The organism is Streptomyces sp. NPDC046931, from assembly GCF_040644655.1.
In the GTDB taxonomy this organism is placed as follows: domain Bacteria; phylum Actinomycetota; class Actinomycetes; order Streptomycetales; family Streptomycetaceae; genus Streptomyces.
Genome location: NZ_JBEYWX010000009.1, coordinates 234,163 through 256,429, shown reverse-complemented (window position 1 = coordinate 256,429; position 22,267 = coordinate 234,163). Strand labels below are relative to the sequence as shown.

Below are 22,267 nucleotides of genomic sequence, written 5' to 3'. Positions count from 1 at the left end.
ACCGAAGGAGACTTCCCGTGGCACACCGCACACCCCCGCTCGGTGTCGAGGAGCTGCACGCTCTCGTCGCGGGCGGCGAGATCGACACCGTCGTCCTCGCCTTCCCCGACATGCAAGGGCGCCTCCAGGGCAAGCGGTTCGCCGCCCGATTCTTCCTCGACGAGGTACTGGAGCACGGGACGGAGGGCTGCAACTACCTCCTCGCCGTCGACACCGAGATGAACACGGTCGACGGGTACGAGATGTCCTCCTGGGACCGCGGCTACGGCGACTTCGCCCTCCGCCCCGACCTGAGCACCCTGCGCCGGGTGCCCTGGCACGACGGTACGGCCCTCGTCGTCGCCGACCTGGCCTGGGGCGACGGGGCCCCCGTGGCCGCCGCGCCCCGGCAGATCCTGCGCCGGCAGCTGGAGCGCCTCGCGGCCCTGGGACTCACTGCCCAGGTGGGCACCGAACTGGAGTTCATCGTCTTCAAGGACACCTACGAGCAGGCGTGGGACGCGAACTACCGCGGGCTGACCCCGGTCAACCAGTACAACGTCGACTACTCCGTGCTCGGCACGGGCCGCATCGAGCCCCTGCTGCGCCGCATCCGCAACGAGATGGCGGGCGCCGGCCTCACCGTCGAGTCCGCCAAGGGCGAGTGCAACCCCGGCCAGCACGAGATCGCGTTCCGGTACGACGAGGCCCTGGTCACCTGCGACCAGCATGCCCTCTACAAGACCGGCGCCAAGGAGATCGCGGCCCAGGAGGGCGTCTCGCTCACCTTCATGGCCAAGTACAACGAGCGCGAGGGCAACTCCTGTCACATCCACCTCTCGCTCACGGACGAGCACGGGCGCACCGTCATGCCCGGCGCGCCGGAGGACCCCGGCGGGATGTCCGAGGTGATGCGGCACTTCCTCGCGGGACAGCTCGCCGCCCTGCGCGACTTCTCGCTCCTGTACGCCCCCGGCATCAACTCCTACAAGCGGTTCCAGCCCGGCTCCTTCGCCCCGACCGCGGTCGCCTGGGGACACGACAACCGCACCTGTGCCCTCAGGGTGGTCGGCCACGGCCGTTCGCTGCGCTTCGAGAACCGGGTGCCCGGCGGCGATGTCAACCCGCATCTCGCGGTCGCCGGGATGGTCGCGGCCGGCCTCCACGGCATCGAGCAGAAGCTGGAACTCCCCGACCCCTGCCCCGGCAACGCCTACACCGCCGACTTCGAGCACGTGCCCACCACCCTGCGCGAGGCCGCCGAACTCTGGGGGAACAGCGCCATCGCCAAGGCCGCCTTCGGTGACGAAGTGGTGGCGCACTACCGCAACATGGCCCGGGTCGAGCTGACCGCCTTCGACGCCGCGGTGACCGACTGGGAGCTGCGCCGCTCCTTCGAACGCATGTAGGAGGTCCTTCCTTGTCGAGTCCGCTGGAACTCCAGGTACTCAACCCGGCCACCGAGCAGGTCCTCGCCACCGTCCCCGCCGCGGACACGGCCGACGTGGACGCCGCCGTCGTACGCGCCGCGCGGGCACAGTCCCGGTGGGCGGCACTCCCGCCCGGCGACCGCGCCCGGCAGCTGCGCCGGTTCGCCGTGACGGTCGACGAACACCTGGAAGAACTCGCACGGCTGGAGGTCCGCGAAGCCGGACACACGATCGGCAACGCCCGCTGGGAGGCGGGCAACGTCCGCGACCTGCTCGACTACGCGGCCGGGGGAGTGGAGCGGCTCACCGGCCGTCAGATCCCGGTCCCGGGCGGCCTGGACGTCACCATCCTGGAGCCGCTCGGTGTCGTAGGGGTCATCGCGCCCTGGAACTTTCCCATGCCGATCGCCGCGTGGGGCACGGCCCCGGCGCTCGCCGCCGGCAACGCCGTGCTCCTCAAACCCGCCGAGACGACCCCGCTCACGGCCCTGCGCCTGGCCGAACTGGCCCTTGCGGCGGGGCTGCCGGACGGCCTGTTCCAGGTGCTGCCCGGCCACGGCCCGGTAGCGGGCCGGGCGCTTGTGGAGCACCCGGGCGTGGCGAAGATCGTCTTCACCGGGTCGACGGCCGTGGGCAAGCAGGTGCTGGCCAAGGGCTCCGCCCTCCTCAAGCGCGTCACGCTCGAACTCGGCGGCAAGAGCCCCAACATCGTCTTCGCCGACGCCGACCTCGACGCCGCCGCGGCCGGCGCCCCCATGTCCTTCCTCGACAACGCCGGCCAGGACTGCTGCGCGCGTACCCGCATCCTCGTCCAGCGCTCCGTCCACGACCGCTTCCTCGGTCTCCTCGCCCCCGCGATCGAATCGGTCGTCGTCGGCGATCCGGCCGAGGAGAGCACCCAGATGGGCCCGCTGATCTCCAGAGCCCAACTGGAACGCGTCCGCGGTTACGTCGACCCCGACGCGCCCGGCATCCGCGGCAAGGCCCCCGAAGGCCCCGGCTTCTGGTTCCCGCCCACCGTCCTCACCGAGGTCGAGCCGCACGCGCGCGTGGCCGTCGAGGAGGTCTTCGGGCCGGTCGCCGTCGTGCTTCCCTTCGATGACGAGGCCGACGCGATCCGCCTCGCCAACGACACCCCCTACGGTCTCTCGGGCTCCGTCTGGACCCGGGACGTCGGCCGCGCGCTGCGCGTCTCCCAGGCCGTCCGTGCGGGCAACCTGTCCGTCAACTCCCACTCCAGCGTCCGCTACTGGACCCCCTTCGGCGGCTTCAAGCAGTCGGGGATCGGCCGTGAACTCGGCCCGGATGCCCTGAGCGCCTTCACCGAAACCAAGAACGTCTTCATCAGCACGGAGGGCCCCGCACAGTGACCTCGCAGACACCGGACACCATCTGCCGCCGCCTGGTCGGCCGGACCGCCGTCGTCACCGGAGCCGGCAGCGGCATCGGTCTCGCCGCCACGCGCCGGCTCGCCGCCGAGGGCGCCCACGTCGTCTGCGGCGACATCGACGAGACCCGTGGCAAGGCCGCCGCCGACGAGGTCGACGGGCTGTTCGTGAAGGTCGACGTCACCGACGCCGAGCAGGTCGAGGCACTCTTCGAGGCGGCGTACGACACCTATGGCAGCGTCGACATCGCCTTCAACAACGCCGGGATCTCCCCGCCCGACGACGACTCCATCCTGGAGACCGGCCTGGAGGCCTGGAAGCGGGTGCAGGAAGTCAACCTGACCTCCGTCTACCTGTGCTGCAAGGCCGCGATCCCCTACATGCGGCGCCAGGGCAAGGGGTCCATCATCAACACGGCGTCGTTCGTCGCCCGCATGGGCGCGGCCACCTCGCAGATCTCGTACACCGCCTCCAAGGGCGGCGTGCTCGCCATGTCCCGGGAACTGGGCGTGCAGTTCGCCCGCGAGGGCATTCGGGTCAACGCCCTGTGTCCCGGACCGGTCAACACCCCGCTGTTGCAGGAACTCTTCGCCAAGGATCCGGAGCGAGCCGCGCGCCGACTGGTCCACATCCCGCTCGGGCGGTTCGCGGAGGCCGAGGAGATCGCCGCCGCCGTCGCGTTCCTCGCCAGCGACGACTCCTCCTTCGTCAACGCCACCGACTTCCTGGTGGACGGCGGCATCTCGGGCGCGTACGTCACACCGCTCTAGGGGCAAGGGGTACGGGCCACGTCATAGGAGACATCCTCTTGTGTGGACCCTGGTCGCGGCCGCCGCCCCGGCGGCCGCACGGCCCGTGCCTCCCGCCGCCTACAGGAAGGTGTGTCCCTCGCCGCGGTAGGTCGGCACGGTCGCCGTGACCTCGGCGCCCTCCACCAGGTGCAGCACGTCGAACCGCTCGCACAGCTCGCCCGCCTTGGCGTGCCGGAACCACACCTTGTCGCCGAGGAGGAGGTCGTCGGCGGGTGCGCCCAGCAGCGGTGTCTGCACCTCGCCCGGGCCCTCCTGGGGGTCGTAGACGAGCCCCTCGGGCAGATACGGGACGGGCAGCCGGTCGCGTCCCGCGGCTCCGGAGGCGGGGTAGCCGCCGCCCAGCACGGTCACCACCCCCACCCCCGGGCGACGCACGACCGGCAGCGCGAACAGCGCGGCCGGGCGCCCGCGGAAGGAGGTGTAGTTGTCGAACAGCCGCGGCACATACAGCCCCGAGCCCGCCGCTATCTCGGTCACCGCGTCCTCGGCGGCCGTGTACTGCACGCTGCCCGTTCCACCGCCGTTGACGAACTCCAGGTCCGGCGCCACGGCCCGCACGGCACGCACCACTTCGGCACGCCGCCGGGCCAGCTCCCTGCGCGCCGTGGCCTGCATCAGCCGGATGGCCCGCGACCGCACCGGCCGGCCCGCCACCGCGTCGCCCACACCGGCGATATGGCCCTCGTACGCCATGAGGCCCACCAGCCGGAAACCGGGGGTGCGCGCCACCACCCGTGCCATCCGCGCGACCTGGGCGGGCGAGTACAGCGGCGAGCGCCGCGCGCCGACGCGCACCCGCCCGCCGAGCAGCTTCAGCGAGGTGTCCAACTCCAGGCAGACACGCACCACTTCGCGGCCGCCGTCGCGGGCCTCGTCGATAAGGCGAAGCTGGGCCGGATCGTCGATCATCACCGTGACGGAGGCGGCGAGCTTCGGGTCGGCCGCCAGTTCGGCGAATCCCCGGCGGTCGGCCGACGGATAGGCGAGCAGCACGTCGTCGAAGCCGGACCGGGCCAGCCACAGCGACTCGGCGAGCGTGAAGGACATGACGCCCGCGAAACCCTCCCGGGACAGGACACGCTCGAGCAGGGCACGGCACCGCAGGGACTTGCTGGCGACCCGGATCGGCTTGCCGCCGGCCCTGCGCACAAGATCGTCGGCGTTGGCGTCGAACGCCTCCAGATCCACGATCGCGACGGGTGCGTCGAGAGGGGCGGTGGCCCGGTCGTAGCGGACCCGGTCTGCGGCGCGGGCAGTCATGAACGAAGCCTGCCAGATGCCAATTCCGCAGGGTAGAGGGACGATCCGGGCAGATGCCCCGGTGCCGCCGTCTGGTTCCCGTTCGAGGGGGATCAACCCGTAGAGTGACGCGCACGCGGGAAGTGACGGCCCGGCCCGGGCGCGTATGCCGGGGATGGGCGTCCGCCCGCGCGGGTAGGCCTGCCCAGGGACGGGCGGCGCGGCCCGCACCGCACGTAGGGACCGCTCCCCACGGGCGGTCGAACGCCCCGGCAGACCCCGGGGCCGCCGGGCCACGACGAAACGGGGGGTGCATGAGTACGGAAGCGCGCCGCGCCTCCATCCCTCCGCGTCCGACGAACCCGCCCCGCCCGTCGAGCCCGCCGGGCACAGCGCCCGCGGGGACCGACCGTACGCCTCCCGCTCCGCAGGGCCCGCCCGTGCCGGCGCCGCGCGACCGCGGCGCGGTCGCGCCCCGTCCCGAGCAGCCGCCCGTGGCGGGGAGCGCACCCGGGCAGGACGCCCCCGCCGGTCTCGCCACTCCGCCCCGGCCGAGCGGGCCGCCGCGCGGGATCCCCTCGCGCGCGGCTGCGTCCCGCCCGGCGACCGCTCCTCGGTCCGATGCGGCTTCCGGGTTCGACGTGCCCTCCGGGTCCGGTGCGTCTGCCCGCTCCGGTGCGGTCCCGCGGCCCTTCCGGATCGGCGTGCCCGACCCCCGGCAGCCCGCCCCGGCTTCGGGGGCCACGGCGGCCCCGGCTTCCGGCCCTGCGGCAGCTTCGCCTTCCGGTGTGTCCGACCCTCGGCGTACCGCCCCGGCTTCCGCTCCCGCGACCGCCCCGCCTCCCCCCGTGCCCGACCCCCGGCGTCCCGCCCCCGCTTCCGCCCCGGCCCCCGGTAAAGACCCCGAGGCCTACGCGGGCGCTCCCGCCGGCCGCCACGGGCCCTCGGACCCTCGTCTCGGCACCCCGCCCCCGCCGGCGGCCTCCGCGCGTTTTCCCGATACGCCGCCCGCCGTCGGCGCGTCCATGGCGGGTGACGCGGCGGACGTCGCAGCCGCGTTGCCCGTCGACGGCATCGTGGAGACCACCGCGCGCCTGCGGCCCGTCCCCGACCAGGCCCGCCCCCTCACCGCGTCCCGCCCCATCGTCACCTTCGCCCGGCCCGACACCCGTGACGCCGACACGGCGCGCCCACGGCTTCTCGGCGCCCTGACGGGCCCCCGCACCGCCGCGGCCGCCGTCTGCGTGGTCCTCGGGATCGGACTCATCGGCGGTGCCGTCACCGGCAGTTGGCTCATCGGCGACGGTCCGGGCGAGGGCGCGCAAGGGGCGTATGCCGTGGCCGGAAGCCTCTGGCACGACGTGCCCGTCGACCAGCTCTTCCCGCCCACCGTCCACGGCCCGGGCGCGGGCCCCGGCGGCGCCGACCGCACCTGGACACGCGTCGCCGTCGCCCCCGACAGCGGCTGCAAGGACGCCTTCGACCCGCTGCTGCGCAAGGCCCTCGCCCCCGCCGGCTGTCTGCGGCTGCTGCGTGCCACCTACACAGACGCCACCCGCAGCCAGGTCACCACCGTCGGCCTGCTGTTCACGCGCGCGGACTCCGCCGCCATGAGTGCCGTGGCGGGCCGCTTCAAGAAGGAGGGCCTCGGCCGGCGCACCGACCTGATGCCCCGCCCGTACGCGGCCGAGGGCACCGTCGCGGCGGGCTTCGGCGACGCTCAGCGCGCCTCCTGGACCATCTCGGTCCGCACCGACCTCCCCGTCGTCGCCTACGCCGTCTCCGGCTTCGCCGACGGCCGCACCGTCACCGAACCGCAGCCCGCGGAGGAAGCCGTGAAGGCCGGCGCGACCACCGCCGCCGCCCAGGCGGGCCTCGGCAACGAGGCGAGGGGCCTCGCCGAGCGCATCGGAGCCGCCCTCCGCAAGTCCGTCACCGGGGCCACGGAGAAGCCGTCATGAACTCCCGTAAGACCGCCCGCCTGCTGACCGTCCTGCTCGCCGGCTCACTGGCCCTGGGGCCGTCCACCGCCGCGCACGCCGACAGCATCCGCGCCCAGGAGTGGGCCCTGGACGCCCTGCACGCCCAGGAGGTCTGGCAGACCACCAAGGGCCGGGGCGTGACCGTCGCCGTCCTCGACACCGGCGTGGACGCGAGCCACCCCGACCTGGCGGGCAACGTGCTCGCCGACAAGGACATGGTGGGCTTCGGCGCCCGGCGCGGCGACCGTCCCTGGGCCCGGCACGGCACCGCCATGGCCGGCCTCATCGCCGGTCACGGCCATGGCATCGGCGACTCGGACGGCGTCATGGGCATCGCCCCCGAGGCGAAGATCCTCCCGGTCCGCGTCATCCTCGAGGAGGGCGACCCGGCCCGCTCGAAGGCCCGCAACACCCGGGGCAACGCCCTCGCCGACGGCATCCGCTGGGCCACGGACCACGGCGCCGACGTCATCAACCTCTCCCTGGGGGACGATTCCGACTCGGCGCACCCCGAAGCGGCCGAGGACGAGGCGGTGCAGTACGCCCTGAAGAAGGGCGCCGTCGTCGTCGCCTCGGCGGGCAACGGCGGCGACAAGGGCGACCACATCTCGTACCCGGCCGCCTACCCGGGTGTCATCGCCGCGACCGCCGTCGACCGCAACGGCACCCGCGCCTCCTTCTCCACCCGCCACTGGTACGCCACGGTCAGCGCGCCCGGCGACGACGTCGTCATCGCCGACCCCGACCGCAAGTACTACGAAGGCTGGGGCACGAGCGCGGCCTCCGCGTTCGTCTCGGGCGTCGTCGCGCTGATCAAGGCGGCCCGTCCGGGCCTCAGCCCGGCCCAGATCAAGCGGCTCCTGGAGAAGACGGCTCATGACGCCCCCACCGGCGGCCGCGACGACTCCCGCGGCTTCGGCTTCGTGGATCCCGCGGCGGCCGTCACGGCGGCGGCGAATCTCAAGCCGGAGGACGCCCGGCCGGCGGAGTACGACAGGAAGTACTTCGGCCCGGGCCCCGACACGGCCGGCGACGGCAGCGGGCCCCCGGACTGGGCGGGTCTGCTGGCGGGCGGACTGGGCGCGGTGCTGCTGGCCGTGTCCGTGGTGCTGTGGCGAGGCCGTGGCAGAGCACGCTCCGCGGGGTTCTGAGGCACGCCTGCACCCCTGACCCGGACAGGCGCTCCCGCCTTCCGCCCCGGCTCTCAGGCCGGGTCGTCCGTGAACGCGGAAACCGCCGCTCGCGCGGCCGCCTCCACCAGCGAAATGCCCTTAGCCTTCGTGGAGTTGCCGTTCGACAGCGCCGCCACCAGGTAGTCGTGTCCGCCGGCCGTGATACGCCCGATGCTGTTGATGTCCCACAGTCCGGTCGTGCTGCGCGGCAGCCAGCCGTTCTTCAGGGCCCACTGCGCGCCGTCCGCGGCCGCCGACACCCCCCAGCGCTGGTCCTCGGCGATGTCGCCCATGAGCCCCCGCAGATACGTCCGCGACGCCTCGCTCAGCTCCGACGCGTCGCCGAACACCTGCCGGAGCAGGGTGAGCTGATCGGCCGCCGTGGTCTGGGTCAGCCCCCACTGCGCGCCGTCGCCGCCCGCGGTGTCCGTGAGGCCGAAACGCTTGTTCGCGGTGTCGAGGCCGTCCGCCCGCCCGATCGCCGTCCACAGCGCCGAGGCGGAGGCGTTGTCGCTGTTCTCGATCATCGCGGTGGCGTACGTCCGCTCCCGCTCGGTCAGGTGCCGGTCCGCGTCCTGTGCCTGGAGCAGCAGCGTCGCCAGGATGTCGACCTTCACGATGCTCGCCGTGTCGAAGGAGCCGTCGCCGTACCCGGCGCTCTCACCGGAGTCCGTCTCCAGCACCGCCACCGCCACGTCCGCGCCGTCCTCGACGGCCACCGCCTTCATGGCCTTCGCCAGCAGAGAGTCCCGGTCCGCCGACGACTTCGCCGCAGGTTCCACCGATGCCTCCTCGCTCACCGTGGCCGACGCCGGTGGCGTCGCGGACGGCTGCGACGATACGGCGCCTCCGTCCGCGTGCGCCTGCGCTCTCACATACGCGGTCGCGACGGCCGCACCGCCGACGATGACGGCCGACGCCAGCACCGTGCAGAGCAGTGGACGGCGCCGCGAGGGGCGGGCACGGCGGCGACGGGGGGCTCTGCGGGACTCCATGCCCGCGATGCTCGGGGCGGCCGCTGTGCGCGCCGTTTGACGGACGTGAAATCCGTGTCAGCGCCGTCTGAGAAACCCGTGAGACGGGTGACCGCCGTGTTCCAGGGTCGGCACCGGCCCGGCGAAGACCGCCCGATAGGGTCGGTGACCGTGGCGAACAAGAACATTCCCGACTCCGGCTTCTCCGGCGACGACGGTGCGGCCGACCCCCGGCTGAGCGCGGCGCTCGCCGGGTGGGCCGAGGACCGCGGTGCCGTGGGGCCCGTCCTTCAGGCGCTGAAGGACGCACGGCTTCTCGTGCCCGTGGTCGCGGTCCTCGGGGAAGTGGAGCAGGACGAGAACGGCTTGCGCCGCGAGAAGACCAGCGACATGGCCGTACCGACGCTCCGGGCCGCAGGCCGTACGGCGCTGCCCGCCTTCACGTCCACGGAGGCGCTGGCACGCTGGGACCCGGGCGCCCGCCCCGTCGCCGTACCGCTGCACCGGGCCTTGCAGGCGGCGGCGCACGAGAAGGCCGACACGATCGTGCTGGACGTGTCCGGGCCGGTGCCCTTCGAGCTCACGGGCCCCGCGCTGCTGGCGCTCGCCGAGGGCCGCACCAGTGCCGATCCGCTGGCGGACCCCGCGGTGGTCGAGGCCGTACGCTCGGCCGTCGCCGCGGAACCCTCGGTGGTCCGTGCCCATCTGGGCCCCGGCCAGGCCGACGGCACCCTGGCGCTCGTCCTCGACCCGTCGGCGGCACCGGCTGAGGCCGCCCGCGCCCTCGCCGGTCGGCTGGCGGCCGACGAAACGCTGAGGGCCCGCCTGGTGCGCGGTCTCGACCTGGCACTGCTGCCGGCCGGGGTGACGCCTCCGGGCGAGCCCTTGTACGTACGCGGGTGAATCGGCCGCGCCGACGGGGGCCGGGTCAGCCGTAGACGGGCCCGGTGTACTTCTCGCCCGGTCCCTGGCCCGGCTCGTCCGGGACGATCGACGCCTCGCGGAACGCCAGCTGGAGCGACTTCAGGCCGTCGCGCAGCGGAGCCGCGTGGAAGGAACTGATCTCCGTCGCGCTCGCGTCGAGCAGACCGGCGAGGGCGTGCACCAGCTTGCGGGCCTCGTCCAGGTCCTTGTACGTGTCGCCCTCCTCGGTGAGACCGAGTTTCACGGCGGCGGCGCTCATGAGATTGACGGCGACCGTCACGATCACCTCGACCGCGGGCACCTCCGCGATGTCACGGGTCATGGCGTCGAAGTCGGAGCTCCCGGCGGAGGCCGGGGACTCTGCGGCGGCCGGAGACTGTGCGAAAGCCCGGGATTCCTCGGGGGAGGTGTCACTCATGTCCCACACCATAGGCCCCGGGGCGCCCACGCCCACGCGCGGGAGGCCCGCGGGCCGGGGCCGCGGATGCCCGGTGCACGCCGGTTCGCACCTCTCCCGGGGAGCTGCTAACCTTGTGTGACGACCGGCCGAGCACGGCTGTGCCCGGCCCACAAGTGGAGGCTCCGATCTCCCACCTGGCCGTCCTCCGGGGCGGCGGGTCACCGGTCAGGCGGCCACCACCGTTCCGTACGGACGGTGGAGTCGCCCGAAGCGCGCCCCGCGGTCACCGCGGCGGTGCTCCGGAAAGTTCGGAGTCCGCCTGTGCACCGTCCGGGGCATTTTTGATGCGCCGCGACGGTTGGTTCCTATGTCAATCCAGACATACGCGGCTGTCTGCCAGGCGGCCGTATGGTGCTACCGAGGAGGATCCATCAGCACCGAGCCCCGCATCAACGACCGGATTCGCGTTCCCGAGGTGCGACTTGTCGGTCCCAGTGGCGAGCAGGTCGGCATCGTGCCGCTTGCCAAGGCACTGGAGCTTGCTCAGGAGTACGACCTGGACCTGGTCGAGGTCGCGGCGAACGCCCGTCCGCCCGTGTGCAAGCTCATGGACTACGGGAAGTTCAAGTACGAGTCGGCCATGAAGGCCCGTGAGGCGCGCAAGAACCAGGCGCACACGGTCATCAAGGAGATGAAGCTCCGGCCGAAGATCGACCCGCACGACTATGACACCAAGAAGGGTCACGTCGTTCGGTTCCTCAAGCAGGGCGACAAGGTCAAGATCACGATCATGTTCCGTGGTCGCGAGCAGTCCCGGCCCGAGCTGGGCTACCGACTGCTGCAGCGCCTCGCGGAGGATGTCCAGGACCTCGGTTTCGTCGAGTCGAACCCGAAGCAGGACGGCCGCAACATGATCATGGTTCTCGGTCCGCACAAGAAGAAGACCGAGGCGATGGCCGAGGCTCGTCAGGCGCAGGAGGCCCGCAAGGCGGAGGCGAAGGCCAATCCCGGCCGCTCGCAGAACGCCGCCGACGCCGAGACCGCCGAGGCCCCGGCCGAGGCTTCCGCCGAGGCCTGATCCCGGGACGAAGGTCCCGGGGGGAACGCCGGACGTACGGACGTACGACCGCCGCACGGCGGACGTACGGACCCCGCAAAGCCCGGGACGCCAGTCTCAGGATGTAACCGATAGAAGAGCGACGCTCCATGTGCCCGGTTCTCACGACCGGGCACCGGAGCGCCACCGACGAGGAGAGAACGGCGCTATGCCGAAGAACAAGTCGCACAGCGGTGCCAGCAAGCGCTTCAAGATCACCGGCTCCGGCAAGGTGCTCCGCGAGCGCGCCGGCAAGCGCCACCTGCTCGAGCACAAGTCGTCCCGTCTGACGCGTCGCCTCACCGGCAACGCCGAGATGGCCCCGGCCGACGCCAAGAAGATCAAGAAGCTTCTCGGCAAGTGACGCGGCGGCGCTTGCGAGCGCCGAACGTCCGAACCGGGACCCATATCGTTTCCGGGCCGTGTGAGTTCCACCGCGGCCCCGCTACAAGGAGTTAACAAGTGGCACGCGTCAAGCGGGCAGTCAACGCCCACAAGAAGCGCCGGGCGATCCTCGAGCAGGCCTCCGGCTACCGCGGTCAGCGTTCGCGCCTGTACCGCAAGGCCAAGGAGCAGGTCACCCACTCGCTGGTCTACAACTACAACGACCGCAAGAAGCGCAAGGGCGACTTCCGTCAGCTGTGGATCCAGCGCATCAACGCCGCTGCCCGCGCCAACGGCATCACCTACAACCGCTTCATCCAGGGTCTGAAGGCCGCCAACGTCGAGGTCGACCGCAAGATCCTCGCGGAGCTGGCCGTCAACGACCCGAACGCGTTCGCCGCGCTCGTCGAGGTCGCCCAGAAGGCGCTGCCGTCGGACGTGAACGCCCCGAAGGCGGCCTGAACGCCTCGCCGGCCCAGCCGACGTGACTGAACGGACCCGCAGGCTGACGCAGCCTGCGGGTCCGACTGTGTTCGGACTCCTGAACTTTCGAAGGTGAAACACATGACGCCCGCCGCCCCCGAGCCGATCTCCCCCCGCTCGCCCCGCGTCAGCGCGGCGCGGCGGCTTGCCAAGCGGAACTTCCGCGGCAAGGACCGGCTGTTCCTCGCGGAGGGGCCGCAGGCGGTACGCGAGGCCGCCGGGCACCGGGCCGCCGACGGGGCCACCCTCGTGGAGCTGTTCGCCACCCCGGACGCCGCCAAGCGCTACGCCGACATCGTGGGGCAGGCCCGGGACGCCGGTGCCCGTGTCCACCTCGCGGACGAGGACGTCATCGCCGACATCTCCACCACCGTCACCCCGCAGGGACTGGTCGGCGTCTGCCGCTTCCTCGACACCCCGTTCGACGAGATCCTCGACGCCGCCCCCCGCCTCGTCGCGGTCCTCGCCCACGTCCGCGACCCCGGCAACGCCGGAACGGTGCTGCGGTGCGCCGATGCCGCCGGGGCCGAGGCCGTCGTCCTCACCGACGCCTCCGTCGACCTCTACAACCCCAAGGCCGTCCGGGCCTCGGTGGGGTCCCTCTTCCACCTCCCCGTCGCCGTCGGCGTTCCCGTCGAGCGCGCCGTGGCGGGCCTGAAGGAGGCCGGCGTGCGGATCCTGGCCGCCGACGGGGCCGGAGACCGCGACCTCGACGACGAACTCGACGAGGGCACCATGGGCGGCCCGACCGCCTGGGTGTTCGGCAACGAGGCCTGGGGGCTCCCGCAGGAGACACGCGCCCTGGCGGACGCGGTGGTGCGGGTGCCCATCCACGGAAAGGCCGAGAGCCTGAACCTCGCGACCGCCGCAGCCGTATGTCTCTATGCGTCCGCCCGGGCACAGCGCGCCGTCGGAGGGTGCCGCTCCGTCACCCCCGGCTAGTAGGGTGGCGGGCTCGGGGGCCTCCCCCCAGCTCTCGGCTTGAGCAGGGAGGCAGGTTCCCCACGCCAGACGAGAGGTGGGGTACGGGGATATGGGTGTCGGCACGAGCAGAGCACCGGGGGCACGGGACGCGCAGCGCGCGCCCGCGCCCCGGCGCGGTGATCTCGCCGAACTCGGCATCGACCCCGATGAACTCCCCGACGGACTCGTCGTCGCCGACGAGTACGGCCATGTGATCTGCTTCAACGCCGCGGCCGCCCGTATCACCGCCGTCCCCGCCGCCAAGGCCCTGGGCAGACGCCTCGAGCACGCGCTGCCGCTGGAGGACCTGGAGGGGCGGCGCTGGTGGCAGCTGACCGATCCGTACGGCGGGCTTACGATCCGTGTCCGGCAGCCCGAGCGCAATCTGCTGCTGCCCGGGGGACGTGAGGTCCTCGTCTCCGCGCAGTATGTGCGCGCGTACCCGGCCGGCCCGATCCGCCGGGTCGTCGTCTCCCTGCGCGACACCGAGGCGCGGCGCCGCACCGAGCGCAGCCACGCCGAGCTGATCGCCACCGTGGCCCATGAGCTGCGCTCGCCCCTCACCTCCGTCAAGGGCTTCACGGCCACCCTGCTCGCCAAGTGGGAACGCTTCACCGACGACCAGAAACGCCTGATGCTGGAGACCGTCGACGCCGACGCCAACCGGGTCACCCGGCTCATCGCCGAACTCCTCGACATCTCCCGCATCGACTCCGGGCGACTGGAGGTGCGACGGCAGCCCGTCGACATGGGCGCGGCGGTCGGGCGGCACATTCAGGCGTACGTCGCCGCGGGCCAGCCCGCGGACCGCTTTCTGCTGCGCATCGAGCAGCCCCTGCCCGCCCTGTGGGCCGACCCCGACAAGATCGACCAGGTGCTCAGCAACCTCATCGAAAATGCCGTGCGCCACGGCGAGGGAACCGTCACGATCGATGTCACACCCGCGGTGTCCCCCCGTGAAGGGGGCCCCGGGGGGCACGACGAGAACACTGCCACGTCGGTCACCGTGAGCGACGAGGGTCCCGGCATCCCGGAGGAATCCATGAACCGCGTCTTCACCCGCTTCTGGCGGGGCAGCAAGCGCGGCGGCACGGGCCTCGGGCTCTATATCGTCAAGGGCATCGTCGAGGCCCACGGCGGCACCATCACGGTCGGCCGCGCCCACGGCGGCGGCGCGGAGTTCCGATTTACCCTGCCCGTGGGGACCCCGGCGCACCTCTTGTAGGAGCCGGCCCAGCACCCACGGGCGCGTTCGCTTTCCCCAGCACCGTTAGACTCGGCCTTTGGCACCTTTGCGTCCCGAAGACGGAGACGATTCACCCACGACTCGGTGACGGGGACCCTCAGCCAGCCAATCGGAAGCACGGGAAGAGATGTCGGCACCCAATAAGTCGTACGACCCTGTCGAGGTCGAGGCCTTGAAACCGGAAGAGATCGAGCGTATGCGGGACGAGGCGCTCGCCGCCTTCACCGCCGCGGACTCTCTCGACGCCCTCCACGAGGCCAAGGTCGCCCACACCGGCCCCGCCTCGCCGCTGGCCCTTGCCAACCGCGAGATCGGCGCCCTGCCCCCGCACGCCAAGGCCGAGGCCGGCAAGCGCGTCGGCATGGCCCGCGGCGCCGTGAACAAGGCCCTCGCCGCCCGCCAGGCCGAGCTGGAGGCCGAGCGGGACGCTCGCGTGCTGGTCGAGGAGTCGGTGGACGTCACGCTGCCACACGACCGCGTCCCGGCCGGCGCCCGCCACCCGCTGACCACGCTCTCGGAGCGCATCGAGGACATCTTCGTGGCCATGGGCTACGAGGTCGCCGAGGGCCCCGAGGTCGAGGCCGAGTGGTTCAACTTCGACGCCCTCAACATCGGCCCGGACCACCCGGCCCGCGGCGAGGCCGACACCTTCTTCGTGCAGGGCCCCGACGGCGGCACCGAGTCCGGCGTCGTGCTGCGCACCCACACCTCGCCGGTCCAGATCCGCTCCCTGCTCGACCGCGAGCTGCCGGTCTACGTGATCTGTCCCGGCCGCGTGTACCGCACCGACGAGCTGGACGCCACCCACACCCCGGTCTTCCACCAGGTCGAGCTGCTCGCCGTGGACGAGGGCCTGACCATGGCCGACCTCAAGGGCACCCTGGACCACATGGTCCAGTCGCTGTTCGGCGAGGGCATGAAGACCCGGCTGCGGCCGAACTTCTTCCCCTTCACCGAGCCGAGCGCCGAGATGGACATGCTCTGCTACGTCTGCAAGGGCGAGTCCGTCGGCAACCCCGACCGGCCCTGCCGTACCTGCTCGTCCGAGGGCTGGATCGAGCTCGGCGGCTGCGGCATGGTCAACCCGCGGGTGCTCGCCGCCTGCGGCGTCGACCCGGAGAAGTACAGCGGCTTCGCCTTCGGGTTCGGCATCGAGCGGATGCTGATGTTCCGCCACAACGTCGAAGACATGCGAGACATGGTCGAGGGTGACGTCCGGTTCACCCGGCCGTTCGGGATGGAGATCTGATGCGGGTCCCGCTTTCTTGGCTGCGGGAGTACGTCGAGCTGCCGGCGACTGAGACCGGGCGCGACGTGCAGGCCAAGCTCATTTCGGCAGGCCTCGAGGTCGAGACCGTCGAGCAGCTCGGCGCCGACCTCAAGGGGCCGCTGGTCGTCGGCCAGGTGCTGACCATCGAGGAGCTGGAGGGCTTCAAGAAGCCGATCCGCTTCTGCACCGTCGACGTGGGCCGGGCCAACGGCACCGGCGAGCCCCAGGAGATCGTCTGCGGCGCCCGCAACTTCTCCGTCGGCGACAAGGTCGTCGTGGTCCTGCCGGGTGCCGTGCTCCCCGGCGGCTTCGCGATCGCCGCGCGCACGACGTACGGCCGGAACTCGCACGGCATGATCTGCTCCAGCGAGGAGCTGGGCATGGGCGAGGACGGCACCAAGGGCATCATCGTGCTGCCGCCGGAGACCGAGGTCGGCAAGGACGCCATCGAGCTGCTCGAGCTGGTCGACGAGGTGCTCGACATCGCCGTCACCGCCAACCGCGGCGACTGCCTGTCCATCCGCGGTGTCGCCCGTGAGACCGCCATCGCCTACGGTCTGCCGCTGCGCGACCCGGCGCTGCTCGACGTCCCGGCCCCGAACGCCTTCGGCCACCCGGTCACGATCTCCGAGCCGCACGGCTGCGACCGCTTCACCGCCCGCACGGTCACCGGCCTCGACCCCCAGGCACACTCCCCGATCTGGCTGCAGCGCCGGCTTCAGAAGGTCGGCATGCGCCCGATCTCGCTCGCCGTCGACATCACCAACTACGTGATGATGGAGATGGGCCAGCCGCTGCACGCCTACGACCGGAAGCTGGTGCAGGGCGCGATCGGCGTCCGCCGCGCCGAGGAGGGCGAGAAGCTCACCACCCTCGACGGCGTCACGCGCACTCTGCACGCCGAGGACCTCGTGATCACCGACGACCGCGGCCCCATCGGCCTCGCGGGCGTCATGGGCGGCGCCAACACCGAGATCGCCGATCACGCAGAGGACCCGGAGAACGCCACGACCGAGGTCGTCATCGAGGCCGCCCACTTCGACCAGATCTCCGTCGCGCGCACCGCCCGCCGTCACAAGCTGCTCTCGGAGGCGTCCCGCCGCTTCGAGCGCGGCGTCGACCCGCAGGCCGCCTCGGCGGCGGCCCAGCGCACCGTCGACCTGCTCGTGCTGCTCGCGGGGGGCACGGCCGACGCCGGGGTGACCGAGGTCGTCGCGCCGTCCGCGCCGCACACCATCACGATGCCCGCCGACCACCCGGACAGGGTCGCGGGCGTCGAGTACGGCCGTGAGGCCGTCGTCCGCCGCCTCCAGGAGGTCGGCTGCGACGTGTACGGGCAGGACGAGCTGGTCGTCACCGTCCCGTCCTGGCGGCCCGACCTCGCCGACCCCAACGACCTGGCCGAAGAGGTCATCCGGCTGGAGGGTTACGAGAACCTGCCCTCGACGCTGCCCAGGCTCCCCTCGGGCCGCGGGCTGACCCACCGGCAGCGGCTGCACCGCCGGGTCGGCCGCGTGCTCGCCGGAGAGGGCTACGTCGAGGCGCCGAACTACCCGTTCGTCAGCGAGCAGGTCTTCGACCAGTTCGGCCTGGAGGCCGACGACCCGGCCCGCCGGGTCGTCAAGCTGGTCAATCCGCTCAACGACGAGGAGCCCGCGCTCCGCACGACGCTGCTGCCGGGCCTGCTCGGCGCGCTGCGCCGCAACGACGGCCGCGGCAACCACGACCTGGCGCTGTTCGAGACCGGCCTCGTCTTCCGTCCCCAGGCAGCCGACCAGCGGAAGGCGGCCGTCCACCTGTCCGTCGGCCGGCGCCCCACCGACGAGGAGATCGCGGAGCTGAACGCGGGGCTGCCCGAGCAGCCGCGCCATGTCGCCGTCGTCCTCGCGGGCGCACGGGAGCAGGCCGGCTGGTGGGGCAGGGGCCGCCCGGCCGACTGGGCCGACGCCGTCGAGGCGGCGCGGACCGTGGCCCGCGAGACCGGGGCCGAGCTGATCGTCCGCAAGGGCCAGTACGGGCCCTGGCACCCGGGCCGCTGTGCCGAGCTGGCGGTCGCCGTGGACGGCACCGAGCGGGTCGTGGGCCACGCGGGCGAGCTGCACCCGCGCGTGGTGAAGGCACTGGGTCTGCCGGAGCGCACCTGCGCCATGGAGCTCGACCTGGACGTCCTGGAGCAGATGGGCGACGCCACCCCGCAGGCACCGCGCATCTCCGCCTTCCCGGTCGCCACGCAGGACGTCGCCCTGGTCGTGGACAAGGCGGTTCCGCACGCGGACGTCGAGTCCGCGCTGCGCGAGGGCGCCGGCGAGCTGCTGGAGGCGATCCGGCTGTTCGACGTCTACGAGAGCGCGCAGCTCGGCGAGGACAAGAAGTCGCTGGCGTACGCGCTGCGCTTCCGCGCCCCCGACCGCACTCTGACCGTCGACGAGGCCTCCGCGGCCCGTGACGCGGCGGTCGCGCTGGCGGCCGAGCGCACCGGAGCGGCGCTGCGCAGCTAGTCGACCGGACCCGATCGAGGGGAGCCGCGGGCCGTTCTCCGGCCGCGCGGCTCCCCTCGCCCATGCCCGGGGGGCGTCCGTGCTCCTCGGGCACCTCACTCATCCCGTCGGCCACCTCACTCGTTAGGGTGGCAAGTCCGAGCGATCCCTACGGGCGGGCGGCCCGGTCGACAGAATCGGACCGGCCCGGGGGCGTGAGGTGGGACTCCGTGGGCCGGTTCTGCGCACTCGGGGCTCTCATGGGGGGCCGACATGATCCGAATCAAGGCTGGGCCCCCTCGCGGGCCGCGGCCCGGTGTATCTTCCCGCGGCCGGCTGGGCTCCGTCGTCGCCCGAGGTGCCGGGCACGGCGGCCGGGGCTCCCGGCGTCTGAGGCGGGCGTTCACGGTGGGACTGCCCACCGTATGGGGCGCGACCGCGATCACGTACAAGCTGGCCTGTCCGCTCGCCCAGCAGCACGCCCTCGGTACACGGATCGTGGGCAGCGCGGTGTTCCTGGCGGCCGGCGCGGGACTGTTCCTGCACGTCCGGCACGCGTATCTGCGCGAACTGAGACAGGCCCGGAAGGTCGCGGGCGCCGCCCAGAGCGTGCTGCTGCGCCCGCTGCCTCCGTGGATCGACGGGCTGCGCGTGGCCGCCGCCCAGGCGTCCGCGGACCGCGGGGCCACCGTCGGCGGCGACCTGTACGAGGTGATCGCCACCGAGCACGGCGTCCGCATAGTGATGGGCGATGTGCGCGGCCATGGACTCGCGGCGCTCGCCACCGCCGCCGCCGTGCTCGGCAGCTTCCGCGAGGCCGTGCACGACGAGCCCGAACTCGCGCCGGTGCTGCGCCGACTGGACCGGGCGCTGGCCCGGCACCTGCGTGAGCGGCTCCGGGCGGAACACCCCTCGTCCGGCCGGGACCCGGACAGCCCGGTCGCGGAGGAGTTCGTGACCCTCCTGCTGCTGGAGGTCGGCCGTGAGGGCGAGCTGCGGGCCCTCAACTGCGGCCACCCGTGGCCGTATCTGCTGAAGCGGGGCGGAGCCGTCCCCCTCGACCGAGCGGAACCCCTGCCCCCGCTCGGGCCGTTCCCCCTCCCGGAGGATCTGCCCGCCACCGACTGCGGGCGACTGCTGCCCGGACAGGCATTGTTCCTGCACACCGACGGGGCCGAGGACGCCCGAGACGCACACGGGCGTTTCTTCCCCTTGTCCTCGGCCCTGACCGAGGCCGTCCGCGACGACGTCGTACCCCAGAACGTGCTGCGCACCGTCTTCGCCGCCCTGCTCCGCCACACCGGCGCACGCCTCACCGACGACGTGGCCCTCCTGGTCGTGCGCAACGACCGCCGCGGGGGCGCCCCGTCCGGCGCGCGGGGAACCGCACGACCGGCCACGACGGATCCGCACCCGACGAACCACCGGTAGCAGCCGGCCGGCGTGCCCCGCGGAGCGCCGTCGCGCCGTCCGCCCCGCCACGGAGTGTCGGGCAGGCAGCTGGGCGGACGGCGCGGAATCGGGCCGCCGCACTGTACGAGGGGGAGCCGGCGGCCCGCCGGCCTCTTGCGAGGGGTTTCAGTCAACCGGCCGGAAACTCTCCGCAACAGCGCACGCACAGCTCGGATGCGCGCACTCCGTTCACACCCCGTGTGAACCCGTCCGCACTACGCTGTCCGCACCGAGCCACCGGAGGGCCTTCCATGCAGCCCAACACCCTGCTCGACGCGATCCTCGACGAGGCCGGGATCTCCCACGCGGGACTCGCCGCGCACGTCAACCAGGCGGGGCGGGCGCGCGGACTCGCGCTCAGGTACGAACACACCGCCGTGGCACGGTGGTTGAAGGGCCAGCGTCCGCGCGGCCAGGTGCCCGACCTGATCTGCGAGGTGTTCGCCGCCCGGCTGCACCGCCCGGTGACCCTCGACGACATCGGCCTCGGCGTGCCCGGCGAACCGGCCGCCCCGCACGGTTCCAGCCTCTCGGGCTTCGTCGAACGGGCCACGGCGCTGTGGCGCTCCGACGAACAGCAGCGCCCGCACATCCTCGGGGCCCCCGCGGTCACGGGCACACCCGCAGTGATGCCGGTGTGGGAGTGGGAGAACCCGCCCGAGGACGTCGATGTCTCGCGGGGCGGGCGGCACCGGGTCACCCCCGCCGACGTCGAGATGCTGCGCGCCGCCCGGGCCCACTACGAGCAGATGTACCGCAAGGCGGGCGGCATCGCGACCCGCAGCCGGATCGTCGGCTTTCTCAACTCCGAGACGGCGCCGCTGCTGCGCGGCGGCTACACCGACGCCATGGGCCGCCAGCTGCACCGTGCCACCGGCGGTCTGGTGGCCGTCGCCGGCATCTGCGCCTACGACTCGGACGCCCAGGGTCTGGCCCAGCGCTACTTCCACCAGGCCCTGCGCCTGGCGAAGGCCAGCGGGGACCGCGGACTCGGCGCATATGTGATAGCGCTGCTGGTCAACCAGTCGCTGTTCATGAGGGAGCACCGGCAGGCCGTCGCCTTCGCCGAGGCCGCGCTGCGGGCCGCGGGCAAGCACATCACCCCGGCCCTCGCCTCCGACCTCTACGCGATGCAGGCGAAGGCGTACGCGCATCTCGGCGACGCGACCAGCGCGCTGTCCTGCATACGGCGGGCCGAGTCGGCCGCCGAGCGCATCCGGCGCGGCCGTGAACCGGACGAGACCGGTTATGTCCAGCCCGGCCTGGTCAACGTCCAGGTCGCGGAGGCGCTGCTCAGCCTCGGCGATCTGACGGCGGCGGGGGAGCATGCCGCGGCCGCCGTGGACACGCCCGCGCACGACCGTGGCCGGGTGCACCGGCTCGCGATGCTCAGCCAGATCGAACTGCGGCAGGGCAACGCCGACAAGGCGGTGGCCACGGCGGTCGAAATGGCGGAGCGGGCGCGGGGAATGGAGTCCATGCGGCTGCGCGACAGACTGCGGGCGGTACGCGAACACCTGGTGCGCAGCGGCTGCGCCGGAACGGCCGAGGCAGCCGAACTCATCGACGGCGCCCTGCGCGTACCGCTGTAGAGCGGCCGGCCGCTGCCCGAGGGCCGCCTCGGCCCGCCGGGCGTCCCGTCGGCGCGCACCGCTGCGCCCGCCGCTGCGCCGCGCATGCGCCACTGTGAGCCTGCTGGGTCACCGCTCCTGCTGCGATATTGCCACTTACTCAGCGGAAGGTGGCAGAACCGTGCAGTGGACGAAACTGAACGAACAAACTGTGTATGCAAACCGCTGGTTCAGGGTCAATCTGGCGGATGTGGAGTTGCCGGACGGCCGGCACCTCGACCACTTCCTGATACGGCTGCGGCCCGTCGCCGTGGCCACCGTCGTGAACGAGGCCAACGAAGTACTGCTGCTGTGGCGGCATCGTTTCATCACCGACAGCTGGGGGTGGGAGCTCCCGGCGGGGGTCGTGGACGACGGCGAGGACATCGTCGCCGCGGCGGCCCGCGAACTCGAGGAGGAGACCGGCTGGCGGCCGGGACCTCTCCGCCATCTCATGAGCGTCGAGCCCTCCAACGGACTCACCGACGCCCGGCACCACGTCTACTGGGCCGACGAGGGAGAGTACGTCGGACACCCCGTGGACGACTTCGAGTCGGACCGTCGGGAATGGGTTCCCCTCAAGCTCGTCCCCGACCTGGTCGCCCGCGGAGAGGTCCCGGCCGCCAACATGGCGGCCGCGTTACTCCTGCTGCACCACCTCAGGCTCGGGCAGGACGCGCTGCCCTCACCGCCTGGTCCGGTGGGCTAGCGGCCCAGGGCCTGCCAGATCGCCACGACGAGTGCGCCCACCGCCGTGAGGGCGGCCACCGCGGGCAGCGGCCAGCGTGTGTGCTCCAGCGCCACCACGCGCAGGCTCAGTTCGTCGAGATCCTTGGCGGTCTGTTCGGCTCGATGACCGAGCAGCGCCAGCCCTCCCTCGACCCGGGCGTGCGCCACATCGAGGCGACGGCGTAACTCTGCGACTTCTCCATGGACCACGGGATGCTCGGGGTCGGCGGTCACGGGTCCGCTCCTTTCCGTAGTCG

At 72.6% G+C, this 22,267-nt stretch carries 20 protein-coding genes; 16 read left to right on the top strand and 4 right to left on the bottom strand.

Going from position 1 to position 22,267, the window contains the following annotated elements; translation table 11 throughout:
• Positions 1-17 precede the first annotated feature (17 nt).
• The 3 genes from ABZ876_RS18975 to ABZ876_RS18965 are packed head-to-tail and all read left to right on the top strand — an operon-like array spanning position 18 to position 3,567.
• Positions 18-1,388, top strand: coding sequence for a glutamine synthetase family protein (locus tag ABZ876_RS18975; protein ID WP_361781976.1), 1,371 nt, complete (start codon positions 18-20; stop codon positions 1,386-1,388).
• An 11-nt stretch (positions 1,389-1,399) separates the two neighbouring features.
• Positions 1,400-2,779 (top strand): aldehyde dehydrogenase family protein, encoded by a 1,380-nt coding sequence (locus ABZ876_RS18970; protein WP_361781973.1) that lies wholly within the window; start codon positions 1,400-1,402, stop codon positions 2,777-2,779.
• The gene (locus ABZ876_RS18965) at positions 2,776-3,567 is read left to right on the top strand and encodes a 3-oxoacyl-ACP reductase (RefSeq protein ID WP_361781970.1); all 792 of its coding nucleotides are present in this window, start codon (positions 2,776-2,778) and stop codon (positions 3,565-3,567) included. The genes ABZ876_RS18970 and ABZ876_RS18965 overlap by 4 nt, the downstream gene beginning before the upstream one ends.
• Before the next feature lie 99 nt (positions 3,568-3,666).
• Here the strand turns inward: ABZ876_RS18965 and ABZ876_RS18960 are convergent, their stop codons facing one another.
• Positions 3,667-4,869, bottom strand: coding sequence for an amino acid deaminase/aldolase (locus tag ABZ876_RS18960; protein ID WP_361781967.1), 1,203 nt, complete (start codon positions 4,867-4,869; stop codon positions 3,667-3,669).
• Positions 4,870-5,873: 1,004 nt separating this feature from the next.
• On the opposite strand from ABZ876_RS18960, the gene ABZ876_RS18955 reads away from it, so the two are divergent.
• Both ABZ876_RS18955 and mycP read left to right on the top strand, forming a co-directional pair.
• Positions 5,874-6,809: a hypothetical protein gene (locus tag ABZ876_RS18955; protein ID WP_361781964.1), complete on the top strand. Its 936-nt coding sequence runs from the start codon at positions 5,874-5,876 to the stop codon at positions 6,807-6,809.
• Positions 6,806-7,981: a type VII secretion-associated serine protease mycosin gene (gene mycP, locus ABZ876_RS18950; protein ID WP_361781961.1), complete on the top strand. Its 1,176-nt coding sequence runs from the start codon at positions 6,806-6,808 to the stop codon at positions 7,979-7,981. Before ABZ876_RS18955 ends, mycP begins: the two co-directional genes overlap by 4 nt.
• A 53-nt stretch (positions 7,982-8,034) precedes the next feature.
• Here mycP and ABZ876_RS18945 read toward each other — a convergent pair whose 3' ends face one another.
• Positions 8,035-8,997, bottom strand: coding sequence for a serine hydrolase (locus ABZ876_RS18945; protein ID WP_361781958.1), 963 nt, complete (start codon positions 8,995-8,997; stop codon positions 8,035-8,037).
• 150 nt (positions 8,998-9,147) lie between these two features.
• Here ABZ876_RS18945 and ABZ876_RS18940 point away from each other — a divergent pair, with 150 nt between their 5' ends.
• Positions 9,148-9,879: an SseB family protein gene (locus tag ABZ876_RS18940; protein WP_361781955.1), complete on the top strand. Its 732-nt coding sequence runs from the start codon at positions 9,148-9,150 to the stop codon at positions 9,877-9,879.
• Positions 9,880-9,904: 25 nt separating this feature from the next.
• On the opposite strand, the gene ABZ876_RS18935 is transcribed toward ABZ876_RS18940, so the two are convergent.
• Positions 9,905-10,318 (bottom strand): DUF1844 domain-containing protein, encoded by a 414-nt coding sequence (locus tag ABZ876_RS18935; protein ID WP_361781953.1) that lies wholly within the window; start codon positions 10,316-10,318, stop codon positions 9,905-9,907.
• 349 nt (positions 10,319-10,667) lie between these two features.
• Here ABZ876_RS18935 and infC point away from each other — a divergent pair, with 349 nt between their 5' ends.
• The 10 genes from infC (at position 10,668) to ABZ876_RS18885 (ending at position 21,990) form a co-directional block, all read left to right on the top strand.
• Positions 10,668-11,378 carry a translation initiation factor IF-3 gene (infC, locus tag ABZ876_RS18930; protein WP_234517184.1) on the top strand — a complete coding sequence of 237 codons (711 nt, stop codon included), beginning with the start codon at positions 10,668-10,670 and terminating at the stop codon, positions 11,376-11,378.
• A 187-nt stretch (positions 11,379-11,565) separates the two neighbouring features.
• Positions 11,566-11,760, top strand: a complete 195-nt coding sequence (rpmI, locus tag ABZ876_RS18925) for a 50S ribosomal protein L35 (protein WP_059125647.1) — start codon at positions 11,566-11,568, stop codon at positions 11,758-11,760.
• A 98-nt stretch (positions 11,761-11,858) separates the two neighbouring features.
• Positions 11,859-12,242 carry a 50S ribosomal protein L20 gene (gene rplT, locus ABZ876_RS18920; RefSeq protein WP_003977226.1) on the top strand — a complete coding sequence of 128 codons (384 nt, stop codon included), beginning with the start codon at positions 11,859-11,861 and terminating at the stop codon, positions 12,240-12,242.
• Positions 12,243-12,344: 102 nt separating this feature from the next.
• Positions 12,345-13,205, top strand: a complete 861-nt coding sequence (locus ABZ876_RS18915) for an RNA methyltransferase (RefSeq protein WP_361781949.1) — start codon at positions 12,345-12,347, stop codon at positions 13,203-13,205.
• Between the two features lie 91 nt (positions 13,206-13,296).
• Complete coding sequence (locus ABZ876_RS18910; protein WP_361781946.1) at positions 13,297-14,451, top strand: ATP-binding protein; 1,155 nt, start codon at positions 13,297-13,299, stop codon at positions 14,449-14,451.
• Between the two features lie 148 nt (positions 14,452-14,599).
• Entirely contained in the window at positions 14,600-15,721 is a 1,122-nt protein-coding gene (pheS, locus tag ABZ876_RS18905) for a phenylalanine--tRNA ligase subunit alpha (RefSeq protein ID WP_361781943.1), read from the top strand.
• On the top strand, positions 15,721-18,240 hold the full coding sequence (gene pheT / locus ABZ876_RS18900; protein WP_361781940.1) for a phenylalanine--tRNA ligase subunit beta: 2,520 nt from the start codon (positions 15,721-15,723) through the stop codon (positions 18,238-18,240). Before pheS ends, pheT begins: the two co-directional genes overlap by 1 nt.
• Before the next feature lie 387 nt (positions 18,241-18,627).
• Positions 18,628-19,650 carry a PP2C family protein-serine/threonine phosphatase gene (locus tag ABZ876_RS18895; protein ID WP_361781937.1) on the top strand — a complete coding sequence of 341 codons (1,023 nt, stop codon included), beginning with the start codon at positions 18,628-18,630 and terminating at the stop codon, positions 19,648-19,650.
• A 272-nt stretch (positions 19,651-19,922) separates the two neighbouring features.
• Positions 19,923-21,263 carry a transcriptional regulator gene (locus ABZ876_RS18890; protein WP_361781934.1) on the top strand — a complete coding sequence of 447 codons (1,341 nt, stop codon included), beginning with the start codon at positions 19,923-19,925 and terminating at the stop codon, positions 21,261-21,263.
• Positions 21,264-21,423: 160 nt separating this feature from the next.
• Positions 21,424-21,990, top strand: a complete 567-nt coding sequence (locus ABZ876_RS18885) for an NUDIX domain-containing protein (protein WP_361781931.1) — start codon at positions 21,424-21,426, stop codon at positions 21,988-21,990.
• On the opposite strand, the gene ABZ876_RS18880 is transcribed toward ABZ876_RS18885, so the two are convergent.
• Positions 21,987-22,244, bottom strand: a complete 258-nt coding sequence (locus ABZ876_RS18880; RefSeq protein WP_234517192.1) for a hypothetical protein — start codon at positions 22,242-22,244, stop codon at positions 21,987-21,989. The genes ABZ876_RS18885 and ABZ876_RS18880 overlap by 4 nt on opposite strands.
• Positions 22,245-22,267 lie beyond the last annotated feature (23 nt).